General features: G+C 50.1%; 22 protein-coding genes. 5 read left to right on the forward strand and 17 right to left on the reverse strand.

Features of this window, described 5'->3' with window-relative positions; all coding sequences use genetic code 11:
- Nucleotides 1–70 precede the first annotated feature (70 nt).
- The 7 genes from ACYVAM_RS14295 to ACYVAM_RS14325 all read right to left on the reverse strand — a co-directional run bounded on the left by ACYVAM_RS14295 (nucleotide 71) and on the right by ACYVAM_RS14325 (nucleotide 7,470).
- Nucleotides 71–859 carry a TauD/TfdA family dioxygenase gene (locus ACYVAM_RS14295; protein ID WP_461068043.1) on the reverse strand — a complete coding sequence of 263 codons (789 nt, stop codon included), beginning with the start codon at nucleotides 857–859 and terminating at the stop codon, nucleotides 71–73.
- Between the two features lie 77 nt (nucleotides 860–936).
- A complete protein-coding gene (locus ACYVAM_RS14300; protein ID WP_461068045.1) occupies nucleotides 937–1,905 on the reverse strand; it encodes a glycosyltransferase family 2 protein in 969 nt (322 codons plus the stop codon).
- 70 nt (nucleotides 1,906–1,975) lie between these two features.
- Nucleotides 1,976–2,800, reverse strand: coding sequence for a hypothetical protein (locus ACYVAM_RS14305; RefSeq protein WP_461068047.1), 825 nt, complete (start codon nucleotides 2,798–2,800; stop codon nucleotides 1,976–1,978).
- A gap of 114 nt (nucleotides 2,801–2,914) precedes the next feature.
- Nucleotides 2,915–3,877: a glycoside hydrolase family protein gene (locus tag ACYVAM_RS14310; RefSeq protein ID WP_461068049.1), complete on the reverse strand. Its 963-nt coding sequence runs from the start codon at nucleotides 3,875–3,877 to the stop codon at nucleotides 2,915–2,917.
- 86 nt (nucleotides 3,878–3,963) lie between these two features.
- Nucleotides 3,964–5,037, reverse strand: coding sequence for an NAD-dependent epimerase/dehydratase family protein (locus tag ACYVAM_RS14315; RefSeq protein WP_461068051.1), 1,074 nt, complete (start codon nucleotides 5,035–5,037; stop codon nucleotides 3,964–3,966).
- Between the two features lie 223 nt (nucleotides 5,038–5,260).
- Complete coding sequence (locus ACYVAM_RS14320) at nucleotides 5,261–5,539, reverse strand: hypothetical protein (RefSeq protein WP_046578075.1); 279 nt, start codon at nucleotides 5,537–5,539, stop codon at nucleotides 5,261–5,263.
- A 173-nt stretch (nucleotides 5,540–5,712) separates the two neighbouring features.
- Complete coding sequence (locus tag ACYVAM_RS14325; RefSeq protein WP_461068053.1) at nucleotides 5,713–7,470, reverse strand: M3 family oligoendopeptidase; 1,758 nt, start codon at nucleotides 7,468–7,470, stop codon at nucleotides 5,713–5,715.
- Nucleotides 7,471–7,653: 183 nt separating this feature from the next.
- On the opposite strand from ACYVAM_RS14325, the gene ACYVAM_RS14330 reads away from it, so the two are divergent.
- The gene (locus ACYVAM_RS14330; RefSeq protein WP_461068055.1) at nucleotides 7,654–8,022 is read left to right on the forward strand and encodes a BlaI/MecI/CopY family transcriptional regulator; all 369 of its coding nucleotides are present in this window, start codon (nucleotides 7,654–7,656) and stop codon (nucleotides 8,020–8,022) included.
- A 64-nt stretch (nucleotides 8,023–8,086) separates the two neighbouring features.
- Entirely contained in the window at nucleotides 8,087–10,390 is a 2,304-nt protein-coding gene (locus ACYVAM_RS14335) for a M56 family metallopeptidase (RefSeq protein WP_461068057.1), read from the forward strand.
- A 140-nt stretch (nucleotides 10,391–10,530) separates the two neighbouring features.
- Here the strand turns inward: ACYVAM_RS14335 and ACYVAM_RS14340 are convergent, their stop codons facing one another.
- From ACYVAM_RS14340 to ACYVAM_RS14350, 3 genes are all read right to left on the reverse strand, one after another.
- Entirely contained in the window at nucleotides 10,531–11,601 is a 1,071-nt protein-coding gene (locus ACYVAM_RS14340; protein ID WP_461068059.1) for a 2Fe-2S iron-sulfur cluster-binding protein, read from the reverse strand.
- A gap of 153 nt (nucleotides 11,602–11,754) precedes the next feature.
- A complete protein-coding gene (locus tag ACYVAM_RS14345; RefSeq protein ID WP_461068061.1) occupies nucleotides 11,755–12,603 on the reverse strand; it encodes an N-acetylglucosamine kinase in 849 nt (282 codons plus the stop codon).
- A 65-nt stretch (nucleotides 12,604–12,668) separates the two neighbouring features.
- Entirely contained in the window at nucleotides 12,669–12,917 is a 249-nt protein-coding gene (locus ACYVAM_RS14350; RefSeq protein WP_461068063.1) for a cytochrome b5 domain-containing protein, read from the reverse strand.
- A gap of 106 nt (nucleotides 12,918–13,023) precedes the next feature.
- Between ACYVAM_RS14350 and ACYVAM_RS14355 the strand changes: the two genes are divergently transcribed.
- The 3 genes from ACYVAM_RS14355 to ACYVAM_RS14365 all read left to right on the forward strand — a co-directional run bounded on the left by ACYVAM_RS14355 (nucleotide 13,024) and on the right by ACYVAM_RS14365 (nucleotide 15,645).
- A complete protein-coding gene (locus ACYVAM_RS14355; RefSeq protein ID WP_461068065.1) occupies nucleotides 13,024–13,473 on the forward strand; it encodes a hypothetical protein in 450 nt (149 codons plus the stop codon).
- Nucleotides 13,474–13,649: 176 nt separating this feature from the next.
- On the forward strand, nucleotides 13,650–14,678 hold the full coding sequence (gene thiL / locus ACYVAM_RS14360; RefSeq protein ID WP_461068067.1) for a thiamine-phosphate kinase: 1,029 nt from the start codon (nucleotides 13,650–13,652) through the stop codon (nucleotides 14,676–14,678).
- Between the two features lie 79 nt (nucleotides 14,679–14,757).
- A complete protein-coding gene (locus ACYVAM_RS14365) occupies nucleotides 14,758–15,645 on the forward strand; it encodes a cyclase family protein (protein WP_461068069.1) in 888 nt (295 codons plus the stop codon).
- A gap of 76 nt (nucleotides 15,646–15,721) precedes the next feature.
- Here the strand turns inward: ACYVAM_RS14365 and ACYVAM_RS14370 are convergent, their stop codons facing one another.
- From ACYVAM_RS14370 to ACYVAM_RS14400, 7 genes are all read right to left on the reverse strand, one after another.
- Complete coding sequence (locus tag ACYVAM_RS14370; protein WP_461068071.1) at nucleotides 15,722–16,639, reverse strand: serine hydrolase; 918 nt, start codon at nucleotides 16,637–16,639, stop codon at nucleotides 15,722–15,724.
- 62 nt (nucleotides 16,640–16,701) lie between these two features.
- Nucleotides 16,702–17,274 (reverse strand): hypothetical protein, encoded by a 573-nt coding sequence (locus ACYVAM_RS14375; RefSeq protein ID WP_461068073.1) that lies wholly within the window; start codon nucleotides 17,272–17,274, stop codon nucleotides 16,702–16,704.
- A gap of 164 nt (nucleotides 17,275–17,438) precedes the next feature.
- Nucleotides 17,439–18,524 (reverse strand): mannose-1-phosphate guanylyltransferase, encoded by a 1,086-nt coding sequence (locus ACYVAM_RS14380; protein ID WP_461068075.1) that lies wholly within the window; start codon nucleotides 18,522–18,524, stop codon nucleotides 17,439–17,441.
- Nucleotides 18,525–18,675: 151 nt separating this feature from the next.
- Entirely contained in the window at nucleotides 18,676–20,160 is a 1,485-nt protein-coding gene (locus ACYVAM_RS14385) for an efflux transporter outer membrane subunit (RefSeq protein WP_461068077.1), read from the reverse strand.
- Nucleotides 20,157–21,257, reverse strand: coding sequence for an efflux RND transporter periplasmic adaptor subunit (locus ACYVAM_RS14390; protein WP_461068079.1), 1,101 nt, complete (start codon nucleotides 21,255–21,257; stop codon nucleotides 20,157–20,159). The genes ACYVAM_RS14385 and ACYVAM_RS14390 overlap by 4 nt, the downstream gene beginning before the upstream one ends.
- A gap of 5 nt (nucleotides 21,258–21,262) precedes the next feature.
- On the reverse strand, nucleotides 21,263–21,568 hold the full coding sequence (locus tag ACYVAM_RS14395) for a DUF952 domain-containing protein (RefSeq protein WP_461068081.1): 306 nt from the start codon (nucleotides 21,566–21,568) through the stop codon (nucleotides 21,263–21,265).
- A complete protein-coding gene (locus tag ACYVAM_RS14400) occupies nucleotides 21,568–24,750 on the reverse strand; it encodes an efflux RND transporter permease subunit (RefSeq protein WP_461068083.1) in 3,183 nt (1,060 codons plus the stop codon). The genes ACYVAM_RS14395 and ACYVAM_RS14400 overlap by 1 nt, the downstream gene beginning before the upstream one ends.
- Between the last annotated feature and the right edge of the window lie 14 nt (nucleotides 24,751–24,764).

Here is a 24,764-nt window from a genome sequence, read left to right on the forward strand (position 1 = left end):
AATACCAGACTGCATAAGTAAAAACACGCCCAACACCGCAGAGGTACTCCGGACGAATCTTCCTATGTAATTAATAAACGGCGTCGGCAGCCGGGGTGATGATAATTTTTCCTTTAATCAGGCTCCGTTGACCCGGGAATTCGGCAAAGAAGGCGTTACGTCCATGCATAACACGGTCATCGTGAAAGAATACAGCTTCTCCTTTCTTCAGCTGAACGGGTAAGATAACACCCGCATTCATGATCCGGCTTTCCAGAAACTGATGAAAACGCTCGCACATATCCAGTACTTTCGGCGTGTTTTCTTCGCGCGACAAACAAAAGTAATTCCAGTTGGCCAGGTAGCCTTCGCCATCCTTATCAATGATCTTCCGCACTTTGCGGGCGCCCCCTTTGGAGTGAACCACGTCGGTGCTCATCAATTCTTCGAGTAAAGCGTCTTCGCCATCAAGCTTCATGCACTCCACCAGGTTCGGCAAATCAAAAAAAGTGGTCGCCCCACCGACTTTTGCATTGGATGCACAATAGAAGAAATTGACGGCCTCTTCGCCACCCAGTTCAACATACGAATCATCCGTGTGCAATGGCTGACGCGTGTTGCTTGACCGATAACGGTCAGGAATTTGAGGATCGTAGGTAATGTCAATCCAGCGATTGCCAGTCATCTTGCCCGTAGCTAAGTCTTCATCGGCAGCATGAATACGGCCAACTGTTTCGGAGAGCTTGCTGTAGAAATCGTGTACGGGCAGATCTTCACGGAAATCGGACAGGAAAACCAGTTTATTATTCTGAACGGCTTCTTTTACGTTCTGAATCGTTTCTTCCGGCGTTGTATAGGCAACTTGCTGAAAAAAATTCATAGCCTCTTTAGTTTCGTTATTTAGTTCACAAAATAGGGAAAGTGTAACAATTGCCCAAACAAGGGTAACCGAGTTACTCAATTATTTAGAATACGGTGGAGGCCGATAGCCACTACGCCGTAAGCACGCTGTAGAACAGGCGGGGTTAAATGGTCATAAACAATCGTTTTCAAATCGGTCCAGTTTGGTTTCGCCAGCGAATAGTACTGGCTAACCAGTTTAACCTTGCCCAGATAGGAGCCACGAAACTGCCTGCTCTTCAACATCATCCGATAATAACGGGCTATGTTTTTCTTCAGCAGCCGATCATATTGATAGTTCAGTTCGCGGTTAATATTACTGTACATATCAATCCGGTTTTGCAGAAAAACAGCGTCATCATACTTGTCTGTAAAGCTGGTGCCATTGCTGTTTTTCCGGTAGACCGACATGACATCCGGTAGATACCCGATTTTACCCATCTTCGCTTTCAGAATCAACCGGGGGATATCGCCACTGACCGATTCGCTAAACCAGGCGGGATACTCTTTTATGGAGTTCCGGTAGAGGGTACTGGACGTCGCCATAAACCAGATTTCATCTTCCCCAATCAGATCTTCTATCGTGTAGAAGGGCTTCATATCAGGCCCATTGAGCACGTGCGACGGACTTCCATCCTCATACGTGATCAGGGCATTATGAAAAGCCATCGAATAATCGGGGTGAGCGTCCAGCAGATCGACCTGTTTCTGTAATTTAAGGGGATCAGTCAGATAATCGTCGCCGTCGATCAAAGCATAATACTCGCCCGTTGCCCGTTTTAGCGTTTCCAGGAAGTTGATGCCGCCATTTTTACCCATGTTACGGGGGTGAAGCACCCCTTTCACTAAGCTGGGATGCTGGCGCTCATATTCCTGAATAATCTCCCGCGTACCATCGCTCGAAAAATCATCGCCGACTAATATTTCGATTGGAAACGTAGTCTTTTGGGCCAGAACGCTGTCAATGGCCTGACGAATAAAATTTTTCTGATTGTAGGTAATAATCAGGACACTAACTTTTGGCATAACAATCGAGTGATCGGTTTATAGGCAACAGCGATAGCTGCTTTTTTGTCCATAAACCGTAAGCTATAAACTAAATAACGGCCTCTGACGTGGCGTTTTTAGGCGTCTGAATCTGGGCTTTCCAACCCTGTGGTTCATCTTTATCGGCTGGCTTTGCCCAGGGATCATAAAATGGCAGAATGGCCACCCAACGTCCGGCGGGATCATCCCAGCTAAAGCGATCGGCAAAACTTGACGGGCTAACCCAGTGCGGTAAATCGTACCGAAACAGAATTAAATCGCCAATGTCCTGAAAGCCTTCTGTTTCAACGATATGGTCGTTGATAACGTAGCCAGTTCCACCCGATGTGTAATCTTTTCCGTATTGATTCAAGGCCAGAATCGTGCCTACTTTCTGCGGATTGAGCGGGTGCCAGTGCCGACCAAAGAAGCTTCCTCCCAATGGATAATGCGTTACCTGCGGGTGAAAATAAGGTTGTCCTTTGCGAATACCATATTCTTCGTCATTGCCGGTCAGGTCATTCCAGAATCGACGCATTGGTGTAAAAACCTTCATCAGCTGTTGCTGCGTTGGCTCTTCAAGATCCAGAATGGCATCGAAGGTGTGGTCATGAAACAACTGTGGTGCCTGCTGAATCTTGGCAATATGCAGACGCTGCTTGTGCTGATTGTTGTCAAACGGATCAGGCGCTTCAGCCAATGGCGTTTTGGATGCCCATTCGTGGGTTGCCTTGATAACGTTCCGCAGCGTCTCTTCGGGAATACCCGTCTTAATGATAACGATGTTTGGCTCGTTCACCAACCGCATTACTTCTTCGTAGGGAACCTCAGGAACGATTCTGCCGTCCTTCAACTCCGCATCAATTTTTATCAGGTATTTTGCAACTTCTTTCATAACAAAAAACGTGTAAATGCACGGCTGCCCGCGGCTGTTCTTACTTGTTTTAAATTGTGTCACAAAGTAGGGCGGTATCTGGAGAAAATACAACCTTCCCGATACTGATTTTCATCAGCCTGCGGGCTGAGTTGCGTAGCCAAATCCCGATGCACCGAATCCATTTCCATTGTACAACATCACCCACTGGTCTTGCTGTTTGAAAATGTGACAATAGTCCATCATCATTGAATCCCAGCCATCTGCCGACCGTTCGATTCCCGCCAATTTATCTTTGCGCTCCCAGGTGACACCATCTTTGGACTCGGCATAACCAATCCGGTAACTCCGCTGAACATCGGTCCGGTAGTTGGTTGCGTTACGGTACGAAAAATACATTTTATACAAATCGTCCCCATTCGCATCCTTGTCCTTATATACCGTTGGTCGGCCAATGGCATCCGTAAACTGATCGTAGCCGACACAAACATGGCCGGTACGTTCCCAACTGATTCCATCGGTCGATTCAGCGTACTTCACGTCATAAAAAGGCTCGGGATGACCATTGATCACCTCGATCTTTGTACACGACAGGTACCACATCCGCCACCGGATGGAGCCATCAGCCTGTTCCTCCCGCATAACGCAGGGTTGAGCAATCCAGACCTGGTCATAGATCGACCGATCCAGAATCGGTCCCGTATATTTCCGTTCGAACGTTATGCCTCCGTCACGGCTGATGGCCAGACCAATAGCTAACCGATAACTGGCCGTTTCGCTTTTGTTCCAGCCAGTATAATACAACCAGATTTCGTCGCCCACAGGTAAGAACCAGGAAGGCATGGTTCCTGTTTCGTCAAACATGCCAACAGCACCTTTTGATAAGCATGCTTTGTCGTGAATATATGTTACTTCCGACAGGTTATCGGGGTTCAGCTCAACAAACGAAACGGCCGAGGAGCTGTCTTCATCGCGGGTTGAAAAATATACCCGCAGTTTATCCTGCATAGGATAACCAAATGGAACCTGCGCATGCGTGCGGCTAAACGGTTTTGAACCGTCGGGTTTATAAACTAGTCCTTGTTTTTGCCAGGTCATTCAAATCGGATCTTCTATAAAGTTAAGAGCCCAGAAGCTCAGCCCATGTTTAATACTGACATGAACTGAGCCTCTGGGTACATCGATTAAATCGTTGGTGATAAGCGGGAAACCATGCTGCTGTGGATCTGAGACATGGTTTCTTTCAAATCAAATGTCCAGTCCCAACCAGGGTAATGCTGCTTGAATTTGGTTAGGTCGGAGATGTACCAGATATGGTCACCGCTGCGATTGGTTTCCGAGTATTGGTAGTTCATCTTGTTGCCCGAAATCTGCTCACAGAGGGCAATGGCTTCGAGCATGGAACAGTTTGCATACCGGCCACCACCTGCGTTATAAACTTCGCCTGGACGCGGGTTCTGGTAAAAATGCCAGAACATATTCACCAGATCCCAGCTGTGGATGTTATCCCGGACCTGTTTGCCTTTATAGCCAAAAATGGTGTATTGATTTCCGGTAATGGCGCATTTCATCAGGTACGACAGGAATCCATGCAGTTGAGCGCCCGAGTGGTTCGGGCCGGTCAAACAGCCACCCCGGAAAACGCCGGTATTCATCCCAAAATACCGTCCGTATTCCTGCACCATGATGTCAGCGGCTACTTTCGATGCGCCGAAAACCGAGTGCTTGGTATGATCGATGCTCATGTGCTCGTCGATACCGCTTTCGAAGTACGGGTGGTTATGGTCAATTTCCCAGCGCGTCTCGGTTTCGATAAGCGGTAGAAAGTTGGGGTTATCGCCGTACACCTTATTGGTCGAAGTAAAAATAAACACGGCCTCAGGGCAATGCAGGCGGGTCATTTCTAACATATTGAGCGTTCCAACGGCATTGACACCAAAATCCGTAAATGGCTCACGGGCGGCCCAGTCGTGGCTTGGTTGAGCGGCCGTATGCAAGACCAGTTTGATGTCGGTGCCGAATTCCTGGAAAATCGTTTCCAGCTGGGCTACTTCCCGAATATCGGCGGGCCGGTGCTGGTAATTGGCATACGCTTCGGCCAGGCGGTTGCGGTTCCATTCCGTTGAACCATCGGCGCCAAAGAAGTACTGCCGCATATTGTTGTCAATACCAACAACCAGATCAAATTTATCCGCGAAGAAGGCCACCGCTTCGCTACCGATTAAGCCGGCAGATCCCGTAACTAATGCAATTTTCATATCGTTTTCAGGTCGTAATGAAACTTTCCTATTCGAATAATTCTATTTTCAAAGGATTTGACTGAACAAAGTAACGCAAAAATCCAGACTTACATTCTTTTTATTGTCCTATTAAGGCAAACAGGAGATGCAATTTAGCAAGCGGGAAAAAACGACAGCGATGAATCAGCGTCTATTCGCCAATCCATCGCTGTCGTTTTGTCAATCGAGTGATCAGGAAAAATTAAGCACCCTGACCTATTGTACCAGCTCCAAATAATTTTTGACGGATTTTCTGCGTCCGGGCATCCAAATCTGGATTAGGTGTGTATTTGTATTTTGTCTGTACAGCCGCTGAGTCTCTGCCAGCACCATATACTTCTGGGTCACCCGCCCGATAGCCAGCCCGGTAGTCGTCGGCCCGGAAATCCTTCTGGCGGATTGAGTTATATTTTTGATAGTCGCAGGATGTCAGCGATAATGCCGCTACAGCCAACAAACCTATGCTTAGTACGCGTTTCATAGCCACTTGATTACGAATTGATTCGGCAAAAATAGGTTAGACCTCTTAGGTTTCCAAACGAGAATACCCAGTTCTTACTGAGCTGAGCTGGTATACCTTTATTTTTCGACCAGATTAACAAGGCCTGACGAACGGCCACCGCACCAGTCTGGTCGAAAATCAGATACGATCACTCAACGGGTTGGGTTCTTCAGACGTTCAATTTCGGCCCAGACAAAGCCCATTAACTCCTGAATATGCTCGTACGAAAAGTCGAATGGCACATCGGCAGCTGCGTATATCTCCCGGATGGGCGCTTTGTAGCCGAGACTCAATGCATTTTTGTAACCGGCTAACCCCGCCTTTGGGTCACGCCGATAGTTTCGCCATACCCCAATGGCACCCAGTTGGGCAATACCATACTCGATGTAGTAAAATGGTACTTCATACAAGTGCAACTGCCGCTGCCAGATGTATTCCTGGTAAAATGCAAAGCCGTCCCAACTGGTAACCGTATCGGCAAACTGATTATAGATCCGAACCCAGTTTTCCCGTCGTTCAGCGTCCGTATGCGTCGGGTTCTCGTAAATCCAGTGCTGAAACTTGTCAATCGTTGCTACCCAAGGAAGTGTTTCAATAATGGATTCAAGGTGCTGAAGTTTGGCGCGACGTAATTCATCGGGATTGTCAAAAAACACGTCCCAGTGATCCATTGAGAGTAATTCCATACTCATCGACGCCAGTTCAGCCACTTCCATAGGCGGATTACGAAAGGCTTTCAGCGACAGATCACGCGTCAGAAATGAGTGAACGGCATGGCCGCCTTCGTGCACCATGGTAACCAGATCGCGCAGGCTTGACGTGGCATTCATGAAAATGAACGGTACGCCAATTTCTTCGAGCGGGTAGTTGTAGCCGCCCGGCGCTTTGCCCTTCCGTGACTCCAGGTCAAGATGCCCCATGGCACGCATGATACGCAGATCGTCGCCCAGTTCACGATCGAGCCGGTCGAAGCACTCGATTGTTTTTTCGAGGAGTTCGCTTCCGGTCGAGAACGGTTTCAACGGGGCACGACCTTCCACATCGACCTTGGCATCCCACGGCCGAAGCGGGTCAACTGAAGGGTCAGACTCCTGCAACTTTTGTTTGCGTTCTTCGGCAAGTTTGTTCACCAGGGGCACAACGGCCTGTGCTACCGAATCATGAAAATCAAAACAGTCTTGTGGACCATAATCGAATCGCCCCAGGGCGGCAAACGCATAATCACGAAAATTGGCAAAACCGGCGTTAATAGCCATTTGGTTTCGTAAGTCGCGTAGCCGGTCAAAAAGCTGGTCAAGCGTTTCGTGATCCTGATAACGCCGTTCCCAGACTTTGCGCCAGGCTTCTTCACGTACGGACCGGTCGGTCGACTGAAGCCGGTCACTGGCTTCGGGCAGGGTCATTTCTTGGCCGTCGATTTGCACGGTCATTGCCCCAACGATTGCCCCGTATTTACGCTCTTCCGTTTGCAGTTCGGTTTGGAGCGGAACATTTTCGTCCCGGTAAATTTCAATGGCTTTCTTCATTCCCCGCACCATCACATCGTAGCCATCATCGGTTAACTGGCTCAGGAATGGACTGTTCACGGCTTTCAGGTCCAGTTCGTTTCCATAAGTCGTCATGGGAGGCTGAATTTCTGAAATGAAGAAATTAAGTTTATTAACTAACTCCTCATTGGCGGTATCGCAAGTCATTCGAATGTATCGCCACGCAAAATTTTCGGATAAGTACGATTCCAGTTCACTCCGATCAATCAGCCACTGTTTAAGTTCTTCGGCATTGTCGATCGAGCGATCCAGTAATTCTTCGTAAAGAGGTTTTACATCGTCCCAGCTAGTTAGTTCGATCAATTCACCAATAAATGAGCGCGTTGGCCGAGCCGGAAGATTCAGGGTTTGGTTTGCTGTCATACGTGTTGTTACGTAGCGTGGTTGAAAGGCCACGGAGCCAGAGGCTGGTTTACGGTACGATTTATCGTGTTTATGTGGTCAAAAGCTACACTACAGTAAGTCATTATGAAACTTTTTTGTTCATAAACTTGCAACTACGAAAATGTTCGTATATGTTTACTACGAAATTATTCGTAGATAGACATGAAGCCAACCGATTCTGAACTGGAAATACTGCATGTACTCTGGGCCAACGGCCCCAGCACCGTGCGGCAAGTACATGAAAAACTGAGCCAAAGCCGCGATATCGGGTACACAACGGCCTTGAAGCTCATGCAGATTATGCATGAAAAAGGGCTACTGTCGCGCGAAGAAGACGCCCGCTCCCACACTTATACCGCCCTTGTCAGCGAAGAAGATACGCAGCGCGGCCTGGTTGATCGCTTCGTCGAAACGGCCTTTCGGGGATCAGCCTCGAAACTCGTCATGCAAGTTTTGGGTCAGCACAAGGCATCGCGCCAGGAGCTGGACGAGATAAAAAGACTATTGAATGATCTTGATCGGGATTCATAGGAAGCCGCGATCGATCCCTTAAGAAACCACAGGTCGATTTTCTAAACCAACAGATAACTCGTTTATGAACTCGTTCAATTTTCTATCAAGTCCGGTTGCCGATGCGCTTGGCTGGACACTGCTCCACGCGATCTGGCAAGGGTTTGCGCTGGTTCTACCCGCAGCGGTGGCGTTGCATCTGCTACGAAACCGGTCGAGCGATTTGCGCTACCGAATCGGTACGCTTACGCTGCTTGGCCAGTTGCTGATTTCGGCCGCTACGTTTGTCTGGTGCTATTCACCAGTCATGCCAAGTCATGCGTCGACGTCTATGATGGTGACCGCTCAGGCGTTGCCCGTTCGCTGGCAGACCGTTGCTCAGACATTGCCCTGGCCTCAGCAGATGCAACTATTTCTGGCGAATCACCTGGGTCAGTTCGTACTCATGTACCTGGTTGGCGTGGCCCTCTTCGGGCTGCGGCTGGCTGGTGGCTGGTTATACCTGCAACGACTCACCCGAACCGCGACACAACCAGCCGCAGCCCTATGCCAGCAACTCGCAAATCATATCCGGTCGACGCTGGCCATCAAAACCATTGTTCAGGTACGAGAATCAGCGCGCATTGCCGTTCCCATGGTCGTTGGTGTTCTCAAACCTGTTCTATTGCTGCCAATCGGCCTTGTCACCAACCTCACAACGCGCGAAATAGAAGCTGTTCTTGCGCATGAATTAGCCCACGTCAAGCGCCATGATTACGCCGTTAACCTGCTTCAATCGGTGGTAGAGGTACTTTATTTCTTCCATCCGGCTTTGTGGTGGCTATCGGCGCGGGTGCGGGAAGAACGCGAACATTGCTGCGACGACCTGGCGGTGCAGGCTTGCGGTGGCGACGGTCGCATTCTAGCAAGAGCCCTGGCACATGTAGAAGAACTCCGACTAACGCCCGTAGAGTCAACGCCGAGGCTGGCCATGGCACTAACCACTAACCGGCAACAGTTACTACACCGAGTTCAGCGAATGCTGGGCGTTCCCACGCGTCCGCTTGTCTCCAATGGCAGTTTAGCGGGTTTGACTCTGGTAACAATTCTGCTGATGAGTGTTTCGGTCTATGCGGTGCAAAAACAGAATCAGCCCAAGCCCGCAAAAAGTCCGTCGCCATCAACTCGTCGGCACAAGGCCGGAAATGGAAGTGAGTTTACCATAATTGACAATAAAAAAGTCGATTACATTATCTGGAAAGGCCAGAAACTACCAGCCAACCGCATTGCCCGACTACAAAAACAATTCGACCAGGTCATGTCGGGACAACTCTCGCTCGATGCCGTAAAGCAACCCGACCGGGATATTCTGCTCACGATACTTGAAACCAATCAGGGCCATCAGGAGGGAATGGAAGACCTAGCGGAAGGCTTAAGCCACATTGACTACAGCAACATTGTCGCATCAGCTTTGAAAAACGTCCCCCTTAGTCCGGATGGAACTGTGGAAGGATTAGCGAAGGTGAATTATAATGCCATTATGGAGAATGCCTTAGCGTCATTATCTGCCCCGGCTATAGCCTCTCTTTCTGACACGCTTGATAAACGAAGCATGTACAACCAGCGTCAGGTGGATAGTTTGAATCAGCTTATTGCCCAGCGGACAAAGCAAATGCAGGCAATACAGCTACAAATGGAAAAGCTCCGATTCCCAATCGAGGAGATTGAGCGAAATCAGGAAGTGCTGAATTGGCGGAAGGACAAATTGATGGAACAGCGGACTGCGCTCATTGAAAAGCATCAACGCCTGCTCTACAATGACGGCAAGCAAAAGCTCAGTCAGCTTGACATTGAAAAGCAGATAGCAGCCCTTGAGCCGGAAATTAAAAAACTGGAAAGCAACATGGAAGCGCTAAGCCATGAATTTGAAGCGGTCAGCGCTAAAGAAGAAGAGGTAAAACTGCCTTTGGAAAAACTGGAACGTCAATCGGAACAACTGGAAGAACAGCTTGATAAGCTCTCGAGCCAGCTTGACGAGCACAGTGCTGGTTTAGATCGAATAACGCCGGGTGACATTACGGTAAACGTTAATGGTGATGCTCGAGCCTTTCGATCTAACCGCATGCGTACGCCACGAGCAACTACCAGAACGTTGCGTGGCATCATCGCACCGGCGGCCCCCATGCCCCCTGCAATAACCGTTCGCGCATTGCCTGCGCCAAAGCCAACGACTCCCACTTTGGCACCAACACCACCTCTCACCAGAACGCTACGAGGAATTGCTGCCCCGGCTGCGCCAATTCCCCCTGGCGTAAAAGTACGCAAGATCGTTTTTCCAAAGCCAGCCCCTGCTCCCGCCATCCCATCGGTTCCTGCTGCTTCTACTCCCGCAACTCGTATACGGGAGTAGCCTGGGCGAACGATTGCCCAAACCCGCTCTTGTTCCAGTTCAGGAGCGGTTCTAACTACCTTACATAAAAACAATGCGGCAGGAGACTATTCGTTCCCTGCCGCATTGTTCGTTTTAGAATAGGCTTGTAACCGTAAACATTACTCAATTTCAATCACCACATCGCGGCCAACGGGATGGGCTACGCAGGTGAGTACGTATCCGGCTTTCAGTTCTGATTCCGAAAGGCCGTCTTCTTCATCCAGTTTGACTTTCCCCGAAATACATTTACCCAGACAGGCTGTACACATACCTGCCTGACACGAGTAGGGCAGATCAATATCCAGATCCAGGGCAGCTTCCAGAATGGTTTGATGGGGTGCTACGGCAAATTTATATTCACTGCCCTCATACAGTACCGTTACCTCAGGCGAACCGCTATCGGCAGCCGTTACAGGCTCCTCCACTACTTCGCCAACCGCCACGGGTGCCGTCGCGTAGCTTTCCTTATGAACACGCTCGGTCGGCACACCCACCAGCGACAAGGCCGAACGGGCTTCGGCCATCATACCATCGGGGCCGCACAGGTATACGCTCACATTTTGCAGTTCTGCTTTGGGCAGCTGGTCGAATAAGCGGGTAAGCGTATGTTGATTCAACCGCCCTTCGACGCCTGTCCAGCCAGCCGATGGCTGACTCAGCACGTGCGTCACCTGAAAGCGCGACTTGCCATAGGCCTGTTCCATGGCATCCAGATGCGCTTTGTAAATGATCGACTCTTCATTACGGTTTCCGTAAATGAGCCACACCCGACTGTTTGGCTCAACGTGCAGGGCCGACTTCGCCATCGAAAACAGGGGCGTAATGCCACTACCTGCCCCAATCAACACAATGGTCCGGCGACTTTGGGGATCGAGTTTTGGGACAAATGTGCCCATCGGTTCCAGCGTTTCAAGCATATCGCCCGGCTTTATACGGTCGAAGAGGTAATTGGACGCCAGCCCACCCGGCACCCGCTTGACGGATACCGATAAGGACACATCGACATGGGGCGACGAGGCCATGGAATAGGACCGACGAACCTTTTGACCGTTTATGTTGAGCAGAAATGTCAGAAATTGTCCCGGTTGGTAGCGAATTTCCTCGCTGATTGGGTGCCAGAAACTTATGGTTACTGCGTCGCTCGTTTCCCGATCAACGTCTTTTACTTTCAAAAAATACCGATTTGCCATTACTATTCAGGTTGTCTTTCACTACCGGGCGAACTGATTAAGCAGCAATACGCTATGGGCAGATTATGTCCGCTTCGGCGGCTCCGTTTTCGTTGTTTCCCGTGTTGTATTATTGGATTCTTTTCTACAAAGGTACAAGTGAACACTGGGAACTTACCCATTTTTATGAAAATCAACTAACTCATCAGCAGGGGCTTTAAGGATACGACCCATTGTTAAACCGGTTTGTTTCACCGCCTGTTGCAGCAAATTAGAAAAATAGTAGGCAACAGACCCGACAAAGTGAACCGGCCACTGGTCTGCCTCAGGAAAGCGCCTGACGTATGTCGTTAGAAATAAGGCGAACGCGTCGGTGACTAACCGAGCAACGTGCGGGTGATCCGAATGGGTGAACAGAAAGGGCGTAAATGAAGCAAAATAGCGGTTGGGGAACGGCTTCTGATAAGCGTTTTCCAGCAACGTTTGGCGGTCGAGGGCATACTGGTTCTGAAAGGCGTCCTGCAGTTCAGCCGGAAGTCGTTCCTGAAAAAAATCCCGAACCAGTGTTTTACCCAAATACCCTCCGCTCCCTTCGTCACCGAGCCAGAAGCCCAGTGACTGAATCCCGCGAGTAATTTTAGTCCCATCGTAACAGCAGGCATTGGCCCCGGTTCCAAGAATGCAAACGATTCCCGGCTGGTGGCCCATGGCGGCTCTGGCGGCCCCCAGCATGTCGCTGTTGACGTCGACAAATTGCAGGTCCGGCAACACCAGGTGCAGGGCATCGGCGATAATGTAATTGACTGACGGACCCGTGCAGCCGGTTCCGTAGTAAAACACCTTTGTTATGATGGCCTGCTTCAAATCTGGCAGCAATTGCGCCTGCAACGTAGCGGCTATTTGTTGCGCGTTTTGATAATATGGATTGAAGCCATCCGTTTGAATAGCAAGGGAATGACCCGTGTTCGTATCGACAAGCCGCCAGTCGGTTTTTGTCGATCCACTATCAGCAATTAAAAGCATGGAATATTGTACAGATTACGATTCTGGATAGTCCCTTCACCATGGTAACGGGGTTTTCGGTAGCGCTAAACTAAGTTGCCAACGGCAGAAAACCGGGTAAAAACGCTATTGGTATGAGGAGCGTCACGGAGTTCGTCGGTGAGGTCCTGGCCGGCCCAATGCTCATAATGTTTGCCATTCCGCCAGAGCCGGGAAGCCGACAGGTCATAAATGACGCCGTCATAAGCGCACCAGATTTCGTCACGATCCTGGCCATTACGCAAAGCTAATTGTGAGCGGGTGTATACAGGCAGTAATGGGTTATGTACGGGCATCGTATCTGATCAGTCAAACAAGGATAATTATTAAGTATCACGTTTGTTAGTAACGACAAAATTAGCGTAACTTAGCCACTTCTGTTCCTACTGCATTTGTTTAACCATGAGAAAGACTCATTACGTCCCTTTTCTTTCACTTTTAATTTTATTGGGTGCCCTGATGGGCTGTAGTGGCAATAAGCCCGCCCCCGTTTCTGAACGTATCGCCAAAATCTGGACGGCCAGTAAAGTAGACGAAAACAAAATAACGGTCTACACCAAAGGTGGAGCCTCCAATGTACGCAACTACACAGCATTTAAGCTTGATCTGAGTCAGGCCCCAACCGTAAAATTCACAGATTATGACGGCAATACATTTGTTGGGAAATATTCGCTCCCAACTGATAATCGCCTTGTGTTCACTGAACTAAACCCCGCGCCGTCTGGTGTTACTACCGGTACCATTGAGTTTACCATTAACTCAATCGACGACAACAACCTGAGTTTATCGCGGACATCGCCAAGCCAGAAAACCGGCGGCACGCTAAACGATTACACGTTGACGAATCCATAGGGCTTCTGCAAACCAATTCAGCCAAAAAGCCGTTCCGTATGTCAATCGGAGCGGCTTTTTGGTGTTTAGCAGTCCTGAACTTTCGTACCAAACAACTTCAAGCTGTTTGAGAATAGTTTATTAACCAGCCATACACAAACAATTAGAAGCTGTTTGGTACATCAATTTAAATAAACATGACTGACCTTAATAAAATCGGCGAAATTGGCCTGATCGAGCGTATTCGGCAGGCGACATCGGTGCCAACGCATACAGAAACGATACGGGGTATTGGCGACGATGCCGCTGTGTTCGACTGGGGGCCGGACTATGGTTTGCTCTCGACCGATATGCTGGTTGAAGGTATCCATTTTGATCTGACCTATGTTCCCTTGAAACATCTGGGCTACAAAGCTGTCACGTATGGTGTGTCGGATATTGCCGCCATGAACGGGTTGCCCATTCAACTAACGGTCAGCATTGCCCTGAGCAGTCGGTTTCCGGTCGAAGCCATCGATGAATTATACGACGGCATTCGGGCGGCCTGCGAAGCGTATAATGTCGATTTGGTTGGTGGCGATACGACCGCATCCCGGTCAGGTCTGATTATTTCGGTATCCGTAGTTGGCAAGGTTGCCAAAGAGTTGATCACCTATCGCAACACCGCTCAAGCAAACGATGTTGTGTGTGTTACCGGCGATTTGGGCGCGGCTTATCTTGGTCTGCAACTGCTGGAACGCGAGAAACAGGTTTACCTGGCCGATCCTAATATGCAACCTAACCTGTCTGAAGAACGGGCTTATCTGGTTCAGCGGCAACTCCGCCCCGATGCCCGTACCGACATGGTTCACGAGCTTCGTGACCTCGGCATACGCCCGACGGCAATGATCGACATTTCGGACGGGCTGGCTTCAGAACTACTCCATATTTGCTACCAATCCGGTACAGGAGCCGTCATTTTTGACGAAAATATACCCATCGACGATCAGACGCATTTAGCTGCCGACGAGTTCAAGATCAGCCCCATCACGGCGGCTTTGAACGGAGGTGAAGATTACGAACTGCTGTTTACCGTTCGTCCGCAGGAATTCGAAAAACTGGCAACAAATGCCCGCATTACCGCCATTGGCTATCTAACCGATAACCCATCGCAGATCGTGCTCGCGACCAAGGCCGGGCAGCAGACGCCGATCCGAGCCCAGGGTTGGAATACAGTTGCGGATTGACTTACTTGGCAAGACCAAGCCACAGTCCGGCTATTTTTTCCTGTCCCCCTGATCAGACTCCGGTCTGGCTTAATTAAAGATGCAAAAACGGGTACGATTCGATTTTGAAATTCATTTTACAAATGGCGGCAGTTTGACTGGCCAGGATTTCCGGCTCGACATTGACGGCGAAGACATTTCCGATCAGGCATTGGCCAACTATGTCATCGCCGATTTGCGGCTGCTGATGGTTGGCCAAACTCGTATTTTCAATAAGGAGATCATCGCCGAAGCGCACAAACGAAGGCCGGTGGCCTCACCCGGCCAACGAAACCAGCTGATCGATTTGAGCCATACCATCGAAGAGGGCCTCGTTACCTACAAAGGGTTGCCCGCTCCCATTGTCTGCGATTACCTGAGCCGCGAAAACTCCCGCCAGTTTTATGAAGCGGGAACCGAGTTCCAGATTGGCAAAATTGAGATGGTGACCAATACCGGCACCTATCTGGATTGCCCCTTTCATCGGTACGAGCACGGAAAGGATTTGTCGGAAATTGGCCTTGATGCCTTTACCGATCTGGAAGGAACCGTTATTCACGTGCCATACACCAATACGCTGGCCATTACGGCAGATCATCTGCAACAGTACGAAATCAGGAACCGGGCCGTCCTGATCTATACGGGCTGGTCTGACTTCTGGAATACAGAAACTTATTATGAACATCACCCCTTTCTGACTGCCGATGCCGCCTTGTATCTGCGGAACTGCGGGGCTAAACTGGTTGGTATCGATTCGCACAACATCGATGACACAACGGGCAAAAGTCGCCCGGTGCATACCACCTTATTAGGAGCCGAAATACTTATTGTTGAACACCTGTGCAATCTGGCCTCACTGCCCACGACAGGCTTTACCTTTAGTGCAACGCCCCCCAAGTTCAAAGGAGTTGGCACGTTTCCCGTGCGGGCCCTGGCGAAAGTGTATTGAAGAGAAATGTACCTACGGGCTTCATCCCGTAGTTCTTCTTACGTTAAACACGGGCTGAAGCCCGTGGGTACATACATTATCCCTGCTTAACGTACGTATAAATCATTTCCGACACGGTTGCCATCGTGGCTATCGTGGCCTTATCATCTTTGATGTCTTTCGACAAAAGTACCAGAACATATTTTCGGCCATCAGGCAGGAAAACAATACCGGAATCGTGCCGAATACCAGCAATAGCGCCCGTTTTATGGGCTACTTTCACTTCTTTGGGTAGCTTGCCTGGAATAGCATCATTGAATTTCTGATCGAGCAACGTCTTAATCATGGCGTTCGAGGCTTGTGCGTTCACCGCTTTTCCAGTGGCAATTTTCTCAAAAATCACCATCAGATCATAAGCTGTTAGCGTATTATTGAGCCCTTGCGCAAACGCTTTGTTATCTTCGACTCCCCGCCGGACCTGAATGTCTTTGGCTCCCAGCTCGCGCATGGTTTGCGTGACATTCTGTGCCCCCACGCGCTCGATCACTAGGTTGGTCGCCAGATTGCTGCTCACGATGATCATGTCATACACCAGGGCCTCCAGTGTACGTTTCGTCCCAGCTTCTTTGTAAATGTTCGTGTCGCTGTCTTCTGTGGCGTGCAAACTGTACGTACTACCGTCGACAATGCTTTTAAATTCGGTCTTGATCGTTATCGAATCCGACAGCGCCAGTTTGTGCTGAGCAGCCTGCTTGTAGACTTCAATCATAACGGGCGTTTTCATCGTACTGGCCGCATGAAACACCTCCCGCTCCCGAATCAGTAGCTCTTTCCCCGTCGCTAAATCCTTGAAAGCGACCGCGAAAATGCCGGGCTGCTTACTCAATTCACGCGCTACCTGTTCACGTAATTGAGGGATTGTCAATCGGGACTGCGCCGAGGCCGATAGCCAGCCAGCCGATAAACAGAATAAAACTACAAGGAGAAAGCCAGCTTTACTTCGCGCGAAACCCATACTTACAAAAGAGACGTTTGATGATCGTAGGATCAAAAATGCAGTCAAATTCGCAGGTTTCCTCACTTAACCCGTACAAATTTCGAATAACAAGGTTGCGCCTGATTGCAATTGGTCAGTAACATCAGCATATCCTGCTGCACCACCAACCGCTGCTGAAATGGTGTTGTAGCCCGGTTGGTATTGATGAAGAAGCTAATAAAAAGACTATCGGGGTATGTTGCATCGACCCGATAATACTTGATTGGCGCATAATAGGTCATCTCACTGCCATTATGCGCTAGCTGACCATCGGCACCGAAGGTTAGGGTTTGAGCCGGTGTGGGCGTGTACTGTTTCGTGGTATAAAACGATGTATCACGCTTGACAAAGACAGTATCTTTCTCCGTTATGAGTGAGTCCTTCTTAATAACCTGACCGCCCACCGTAACCTGAACGGTATCGTGCCGGCTAACGAGAACTTCGGTAAGGATCGAATTGGCCGAATCTTTGGAAAAGTAACGCTCTACCAGCCGCCAGGTGCCCGTAATGCGGGAATCGCCCGGTCCGGGAGAGAAACTGGCCGTGGTATCCTTACACTCGATAAGAAGGCTTGCCAGCAGCAGAGCCAGACTAAGGTAGACTGTTTTTTTCACGAGGTAGATAGACGTTCATAAAGCTAACGAACGGAGGGCTTTCGCCATTGCTTTACTTAACTCTGTTCAGTTGATTGAGCTGGCCTTTCATAGTGACTCCGGCCACGCAACCCGATGATCGGATTACATGGCCGGAGCCATATAGTTAAACTGACCCATGAGATCTATACAAACTCCATGCCTCTTTCTTTGGCATCGGCCACAAAGCTCTTTACTTTCTGCTCTTCTTCTTTGCGGCAGATCATCAGTACATTATCATACTCGGCCACGATATAGCCATCCAGACCATTTACCACCACCAACCGATCTTTTGGCGTTTTGATGATGCAGTTTTTGGTGTCGTACAACATGATGTGCCCGTCAATCACATTGAGGTCGTCGTTCTTATCGGAGACTTCATAAAGTGATTTCCAGGTGCCAAGATCCGACCAGCCAAAATCACTCAACACAACATAAACGTTGTCGGCTTTTTCCATCACCCCGTTATCGATGGAAATGCTTCCTGTGAGCGAGTAGGCCTTATCGACAAAAGCTTTTTCCCGTTCGGTATAATAAACATCATTTCCCTCCGCAAAAATCTCGGCAACTTCGGGGAGGTATTTTTCAAACGACTTGATTATCGATTGTACATTCCAGACGAAGATACCGGCGTTCCAGACAAATTCACCACTTTCCACAAACTGTTGTGCCAGTTCAAGGTGTGGCTTTTCGGTAAAGGTTTTTACCCGCCGGGGAGCCGGACTTTGGGCCGTATTTCCCGATTCTGTAATGTATTGAATATACCCATATCCCGTGTCGGGACGGCTCGGTTGAATACCCAGCGTTACTAAAATATCCTGATCTTTGGTCGCATCAAGAGCCGACTGAATGGTTCGCTTGAATTCTTCTTCCTTCAGAATGATATGATCGGCGGGAGCAACAACAATGTTTGCTTCCGGATCGCGCTGGGCAATTTTGTAACAAGCGTATGCAATACAGGGGGCTGTGTTGCGGGCAATAGGTTCGCATAACACCTGATCATCCGAAAGCTGCGGAAGCTGCTTCTGACAAAGATCTTTGTAAAGCGAACTGGTAACGATATAAATATTTTCGGGCGGGCAAACGCCATCAAAGCGATCGGCGGTTTGTTGCAGCAGGGTTCGGCCTGTGCCGAGCACATCATGGAATTGCTTCGGGTAACTCGTGCGGCTGAAAGGCCAGAATCGCGTTCCGACGCCCCCTGCCATGATTATTACATAGGTATGATTCATGGATGCTAGACTAATTTATGGCAAAAATGCCACTATAAAGTTGATTTAAGAAGTGCCAGTTTTATTATAGAATTAAAAGTATCTATAAAGTTTATAATTATATTTTATAGTATACAAAAAAAACCAACACATCGATTACACCTTATAAAACCTAATAGTCGCCCCCAATTGTTCGAAGGAGGGCTACCGCATACTGAACTTCCTGGCTACGGAGCTGTACCAGTTGCTGTTCTGTGGTTAAAACAGTCCGTTGCGCATCGAGTACTTCCAGATAAGTAGCCAGTCCCCGGACATATAATTCGCGGTTATATTGCTCCGTCCGGCGCGCCAGAGCCAGCGTTTGCGCCTGTAAATCAAGCTGCTGCCGCAGCAAAGTCAAATTATCGAGTGCCGTTTCAGCATCGCGCTGAGCCAGTTGAAGAGCCTGTAGATAAATTTGCTGATTTGTTTGCGTCTGCTGCTTGGCCAGCGCGATATTCTGCCGGGCCCGATGCCCTTCATAAATCGGCACCGACGCATTGACGCCCACAATGTAGGTACCCGCACTGGGCGTAATCCAGTTCCCAATTTTACCCGACAAAATACCGCCAGAGCCAATGAGCGTAACCCGTGGCTGCGTGCTGGCTTGCTGAAGAATTACCTGGGCCGCAGCCACCTGATTCTGCCGGATGTATTGAACCAGATCGGGTCGGCGCTGGAGTTGATCGGCGGTAACGCTGGCGTAGGGATAAGTCGGCAAGGCAGTCGGCAACGCTCCCGATGGAATTGAAAACGCCGTAGGGTCCTGTCCGCACAGTTGCGCTAACCCATTCACAAGTTCGACACGAGCCCGTTCCAGACCTTTGAGCGTCACCTGCAAACCGGCATAATCGGTTTCGGCCCGTTGCACGTCGATCTGATTAATCAATCCGACCCGGAAACGCTCCCGAAGAATGGATAGCGTGGTATCCCGCGATTGAATATTCCGCCGAAAAACCGCCTGCTCGGCATCATTTCCCCGAATGAGCATGTACGTCCGGGCAATATCAGACGCCAGCGAAAGCCGGAACGAAAGGTAATCGGCATCGCTGGCCTGGGCCTGTAAAGTGGCGACTGTTATGCCACCCCGAATCCGTTTGAACAAATCCAGTTCATAACTGGCATCGATTGGCAATAGTTGAAACGTGTTCAGCTGGAAACGCGGCAGTAAATCCGACTGATTAGCAACAGAGAGCGGCCGACGTTCCGACAAACTCTGGGTCGTAACCAGCGCCGAGCTTCGCAGGGAGGGTGACAAAAACGATTGCGCCACCCGCAGTCGAATCCTGGATTCTTCCAGCCGACTCAGGGCAGCCCGAATGTTAGGACTATTATCCAGTCCCAACTGAATCAACGATTCAAGCATAGGGTCACTGAACCGCCGAAAACCACTAACGGTTAACGTTGGGCTGATGTCGATGGCCGTTACCATTGCTCCTGGTACAGCATTACCGGCCGGACCGGGTCCCTGTGGCTGCACCGTACCCGGTGCATTGGCAGGACCGGCACCGGGTTGAACCGTAACGGAACCACCGGGAGCATTCAGGGGAGTAGTTTGTGCATTGACCTGCACAACGAACAGACTAAAAATTAAAACACTACTAAGACATTTGATCATCGCTGAGCTATTGTTTTGCCGGCTACGGCCTTACGAAATCTTACTTTTTGCCCATCGCGCAACCGGTCGTTGGGGTTTGTAACGACAAGTTCCTGGCCTGTCAAACCGCTCACGGCTTCCAGCGTTGTGCCATAATCGCGGCCCAGCGTAATTGGAACAAAGTGGACACGTTGCCCCGCATCGACAACGACAACCCGCGGCCCTTCGGCAGTTATCTGTAAGGCGTTGGCCGGAATCAGAACGGGGGCCTGGGTACCAATCATATCAAATTTAACCAGGCTATACAGCCCCGAAGGTAACCCTTGCTTTGGGTTAGGAATAACTACTTCGGCCAATAATGTTCGGGAATCGTTCCGCAACGCTCCCGATGTATGCATAACCGTCCCCTTAAAAGTCTGATTTTTCAATTCAGGAATAACGACCGTAGCGGGCATACCAATTTTCATGTACTGATAATACGTTTGCGGTACATCGACAAAGACACGCAGTGAACCTACTTCCGACAAGGTAAACAGTGGCTGCCCGGTGCCCGGCGAAACGATGGTGCCGTTTTCAGCGGTCCGGCTGGTAATGATCCCACTGAAGGGTGCCCGAATCTGTTGTAAATTTTTCAGCGCTTCCAGCCGACCCAGATTGGCCTGTGCCACGGTCACGGCCGACTTACGGGTATCAATGTCCTGCCGCGCAATGGCACCGGGCAGTTGAACGCTCTGCAACCGGTCCAGATTGACCTGTGCCAGTTGCTGATCGGCTTTGGCGCGGGCAATGTCCTGATCGAGTTCGGGTGCATCGATCGTAGCCAGCAGTTGTCCCTGCTTTACTTTTCCGCCAATATCGACATACCAGCGACGCAGGAAACCCTGCGTTCGGGCATAAAGCGGAGTTTGTCGAAAGGGTTGAATCTGGCCCGGTAACGTCAATCCGGTCGTATCCGACGAGTGCTTTAGCGGAACGGCGTTCACGATAGGATCGCGATTCTTTTCTTCCCAGACAGCGGCTTTCAGTTCCTGCGTATTGCGAATGCGCGGCATTACACCGAAAAAGACAAATACTGCCACGAGCAGTAGTACAGGAATGAGTATACGGAGTGCTTTCATAGGTGTTATTGACCGTCTAAAGTTTCTATCTGTACGATGGCCTCTTTGTTAAGCGGCCCGTACAAATGGGGAAATAATTCCTGGTTGGTAGCTCGTTCATAACGCAGATCACTGGTCAGCTTATCGGTATCGACATGCAGAAGCAATAAGTCCGGCACGTGTTGATAATAACGGTTTAATGTTCCAGCTACCTGCTCTTTTGTCGACAGATGGATAAACCCTTCGGTCTGCAAGCTGGCGGCTTCGTAACTGGGCTGGCTTTCCTGCGTCGCCCAGTCGGTGGCTGAAACGATATGATAAATGAGACTCATTAGACAACAGTTGACACTTGATTATCTTCTTTGGGCTTCCGGGCCAGGTAGCTAAAGACGACAGGAACAAACAAAAGTGTGGTAAACGTAGCCAGCAGCAAACCACCAATAACGGCGCGGCCCAATGGAGCATTTTGTTCTCCCCCTTCGCCCAAACCCAGCGACATGGGCAACATGCCGATGATCATGGCAATGGCGGTCATCAGAATTGGCCGCAGCCGCGTCCGGCCCGCTTCAAGTGCCGCTTCGTAGGCATTGCCACCTACTTCGGGCAGATGATCTTTGGCAAAGCTGACCAGCAAAATACTATTTGCAGTGGCGACACCGACGCTCATAATCGCACCCATCAGCGAGGGAATGCTAAAAGTTGTTCCCGTTAGAAACAGCATCCAGACCATGCCGCACAAGGCTCCCGGCAAAGCGGTGATGATAATAAATGGGTACCGGAACGATTGAAAATTTACAACCATCAGCAAATAGACCAGCAAAGCCGCAAAAACAATACCCAGCCCCAGTCGGCTAAAGGCGCTTTCCATGCTTTCGACCTGTCCCCGAATCGAGACGACATTGCCTGGTTTTAGTTGTGTTTTATATTCAGCCGTAATCTCTTCCAGGGCCTTAGCAACGGAGCCTAGGTCCGTTTTCTCGACCGATGCATAGACATCGTATGTCGGTTGGGTATTGACCCGGTTGATGATCACTGGCGCTGTGGTGCGCTTCATGGTCATCACATTGCTGAGTAGCTGCGGAGTAGCTCGTTCGGTTTGTCCCGCAGCGATGGGCGTCTGCAGCAGTTTATCGTAGGAATCCAGTTTATAAGGGGGTGTTTGCACCGCAATGATATACGGAAAGCCACTAACCGGATCAGGCCAGAAATTGGGTCGGGTTTGGCCGGTTCCACTCAGCGAAATGTTCAGGTTAGTGGCCACCCGCTGTTCTGTCAGGCCAAACTGCCCGGCGCGCTCCCGGTCGACATTCAGAAACAATTCGGGCGCATTCAGTACCTGGTGTAAATGGACATCGACAGCGCCTGGTACCTGCGCAATTCTGGCTTCCATCTCACGGGCAACGTTCAAGTTATTCGCCCGGTCAAACCCGGACACCTGCACGTCGATGGCGGCCGTCAGACCAAAGTTCAGGATTTGGCTTACAATGTCGGCGGGCAGAAAGAAGTATGTAACATCGGGCATTTCTTCGCGTAAGCGGGCCCGCAATTCCCGTACGTAATCGATGGTTGGATGCGACCGCTCTTCTGCGAGTGAAATCAACAACTCAGCATCGGCAGAACTGGCGGATGAGTTATCGGAAAAGAAAAAGTTGTAGCGTTCCGACGTCAGGCCAATGTTGCTGATAACCGAGCTTATTTCGGCCTCCGGAATCACCTCACGCACAATCTCGGTGGTTTGGGCGGCTATCAGCTCCGACGATTCGAGCCTTGTTCCGGCGGGTGCCCGCAGGTGCAACCTGATCTGTCCCCCATCGACCTGCGGAAAGAAATCGCGACCGACAAAGGGCAATAATACACCCGTAAAAACAATCACTACCAGAAACGTCCCCAACACAATCCGACGGTTGTTCAGCACCCATTCCAGCGCCCGCATGTAGCGTAGTTGAAACCGTTCGAAACCCGCATTGAACCGGTTATAGAATCGGGCAAAAGCGTTTGGTCGCTTAGTCGTTACCTCATGTCCATGTTGCGACTCGCCTTTCAACATCAGATCAGCCAGTGCCGGAACCAATGTCCGCGAGAGAATGTAGGACGCCAGCATGGCGAACACCACCGCTTCGGCGAGCGGGCCAAACAGGAATCGTGCGGGGCCTTCCAAAAACAGCACCGATGTAAAGACGATACAGATTGTCAGCGTCGATACCAGCGTTGGCGTCGCAATTTGCTGCGCACCTTCCAGAATCGCCTGCCGCAAGGGCATGCCCAACTCTTCGTTCCGGTGAATGTTCTCGATGGTTACCGTGGCATCATCGACCAGAATACCAATGGCGAGGGCCAGCCCGCCCAATGTCTGAATGTTGAGTGTCTCTCCCAGCAGATACAGCACAATCAGCGAGGCCAGAATCGACAGCGGAATAGAAATAGCGACAATCAGCGTGCTGCGCCAGCTTCCCAGAAATAGCAGAATCAATCCCGCCGTCAGCAAAGCCGCAATCATTCCTTCCACTAATACACCTTTGATGGACGCCCGCACAAAAACAGACTGGTCAAACAACGCTTCGATACGAAGATTGGACGGAGCAGCCGCGCGTACGGTTGGTAAAATCTGGTTCTTTATTTTGTCGACGATTTCGGTGGTCGATGCATTCCCCGTTTTCACGATCCGCATCAGCACGCCCTTGCTCCCATCCTGCTTAACGATGTTAGCCTGTACGGCGGCTCCATCATGTACATTGGCGACATCGCGCATGTGTACGGTTGTACCGCCGATTGTTTTGATTGGAATATCGTTGAGCGTCGTAATCACATCCGGCTTGGAATTCAACCGGACGTTATATTCGCGTTCGGCCAGTCGTAATGAACCGCCCGGCAACGTCAGGTTCTGAGCCGCTACGGCATTCGTTACTTCTTCGGGGGTAACATTGTAAGCCAGCAGTTGTTCGGGCTCCAGGTCGACTGCAATCTGCCGGGTTTTCCCGCCAAAAGCCTGCGACAGACGGCTTCCCGGCACGGTTGAAATCTGCGGGCGTACCCTCGTCTGCGCGTAGTCGGTGATCTGGGCTTCGGTTAGGCTATCGGATGAAAGGCCGAGTTGAAGCACAGGCACATCTGTGGCATTATACCGCACAATGAGCGGTGGCTGGGTGCCGGGCGGCATTCGAAGGAGAATCGTTTGCGAGATAGCCGTTACCTGCGCCAGTGCTTCCTCTATTTTAACCGATGGCTGAAAAAAAATCTTTAGGACAGCCGTGCCATTATACGTTTGCGATTCGAGCCGTTGAATATCGCTAACGTTGTTAATCAGGGAGGTTTCAGAGAAATTGGTGATCATTTTCTCCATTTCATTGGTAGACAGACCGCTGTATCCCCAAATCACCGAAACTACCGGAATGTTGATTCGGGGAAAGATATCGGTTGGCATTTGCGTGACCGCCAGACCGCCCATAATCATAATGAGCAGCGCCATTACGGCAATGGTATATTTCTTTTCAAGTGCCAGGCGAACAATCCACATGATGAATCAGGTAA

Source organism: Spirosoma horti, assembly GCF_054776595.1.

Excerpts from the sequence above, each read along its gene's own strand:
- ACYVAM_RS14295 (WP_461068043.1), bottom strand. The coding sequence starts at position 859 with ATGAATTTTTTTCAGCAAGTTGCCTATACAACGCCGGAAGAAACGATT.
- ACYVAM_RS14300 (WP_461068045.1), bottom strand. The coding sequence starts at position 1,905 with ATGCCAAAAGTTAGTGTCCTGATTATTACCTACAATCAGAAAAATTTT.
- ACYVAM_RS14305 (WP_461068047.1), bottom strand. The coding sequence starts at position 2,800 with ATGAAAGAAGTTGCAAAATACCTGATAAAAATTGATGCGGAGTTGAAG.
- ACYVAM_RS14310 (WP_461068049.1), bottom strand. The coding sequence starts at position 3,877 with ATGACCTGGCAAAAACAAGGACTAGTTTATAAACCCGACGGTTCAAAA.
- ACYVAM_RS14315 (WP_461068051.1), bottom strand. The coding sequence starts at position 5,037 with ATGAAAATTGCATTAGTTACGGGATCTGCCGGCTTAATCGGTAGCGAA.
- ACYVAM_RS14320 (WP_046578075.1), bottom strand. The coding sequence starts at position 5,539 with ATGAAACGCGTACTAAGCATAGGTTTGTTGGCTGTAGCGGCATTATCG.
- ACYVAM_RS14325 (WP_461068053.1), bottom strand. The coding sequence starts at position 7,470 with ATGACAGCAAACCAAACCCTGAATCTTCCGGCTCGGCCAACGCGCTCA.
- ACYVAM_RS14330 (WP_461068055.1), top strand. The coding sequence starts at position 7,654 with ATGAAGCCAACCGATTCTGAACTGGAAATACTGCATGTACTCTGGGCC.
- ACYVAM_RS14335 (WP_461068057.1), top strand. The coding sequence starts at position 8,087 with ATGAACTCGTTCAATTTTCTATCAAGTCCGGTTGCCGATGCGCTTGGC.
- ACYVAM_RS14340 (WP_461068059.1), bottom strand. The coding sequence starts at position 11,601 with ATGGCAAATCGGTATTTTTTGAAAGTAAAAGACGTTGATCGGGAAACG.
- ACYVAM_RS14345 (WP_461068061.1), bottom strand. The coding sequence starts at position 12,603 with ATGCTTTTAATTGCTGATAGTGGATCGACAAAAACCGACTGGCGGCTT.
- ACYVAM_RS14350 (WP_461068063.1), bottom strand. The coding sequence starts at position 12,917 with ATGCCCGTACATAACCCATTACTGCCTGTATACACCCGCTCACAATTA.
- ACYVAM_RS14355 (WP_461068065.1), top strand. The coding sequence starts at position 13,024 with ATGAGAAAGACTCATTACGTCCCTTTTCTTTCACTTTTAATTTTATTG.
- thiL (WP_461068067.1), top strand. The coding sequence starts at position 13,650 with ATGACTGACCTTAATAAAATCGGCGAAATTGGCCTGATCGAGCGTATT.
- ACYVAM_RS14365 (WP_461068069.1), top strand. The coding sequence starts at position 14,758 with ATGCAAAAACGGGTACGATTCGATTTTGAAATTCATTTTACAAATGGC.
- ACYVAM_RS14370 (WP_461068071.1), bottom strand. The coding sequence starts at position 16,639 with ATGGGTTTCGCGCGAAGTAAAGCTGGCTTTCTCCTTGTAGTTTTATTC.
- ACYVAM_RS14380 (WP_461068075.1), bottom strand. The coding sequence starts at position 18,524 with ATGAATCATACCTATGTAATAATCATGGCAGGGGGCGTCGGAACGCGA.
- ACYVAM_RS14385 (WP_461068077.1), bottom strand. The coding sequence starts at position 20,160 with ATGATCAAATGTCTTAGTAGTGTTTTAATTTTTAGTCTGTTCGTTGTG.
- ACYVAM_RS14390 (WP_461068079.1), bottom strand. The coding sequence starts at position 21,257 with ATGAAAGCACTCCGTATACTCATTCCTGTACTACTGCTCGTGGCAGTA.
- ACYVAM_RS14395 (WP_461068081.1), bottom strand. The coding sequence starts at position 21,568 with ATGAGTCTCATTTATCATATCGTTTCAGCCACCGACTGGGCGACGCAG.
- ACYVAM_RS14400 (WP_461068083.1), bottom strand. The coding sequence starts at position 24,750 with ATGTGGATTGTTCGCCTGGCACTTGAAAAGAAATATACCATTGCCGTA.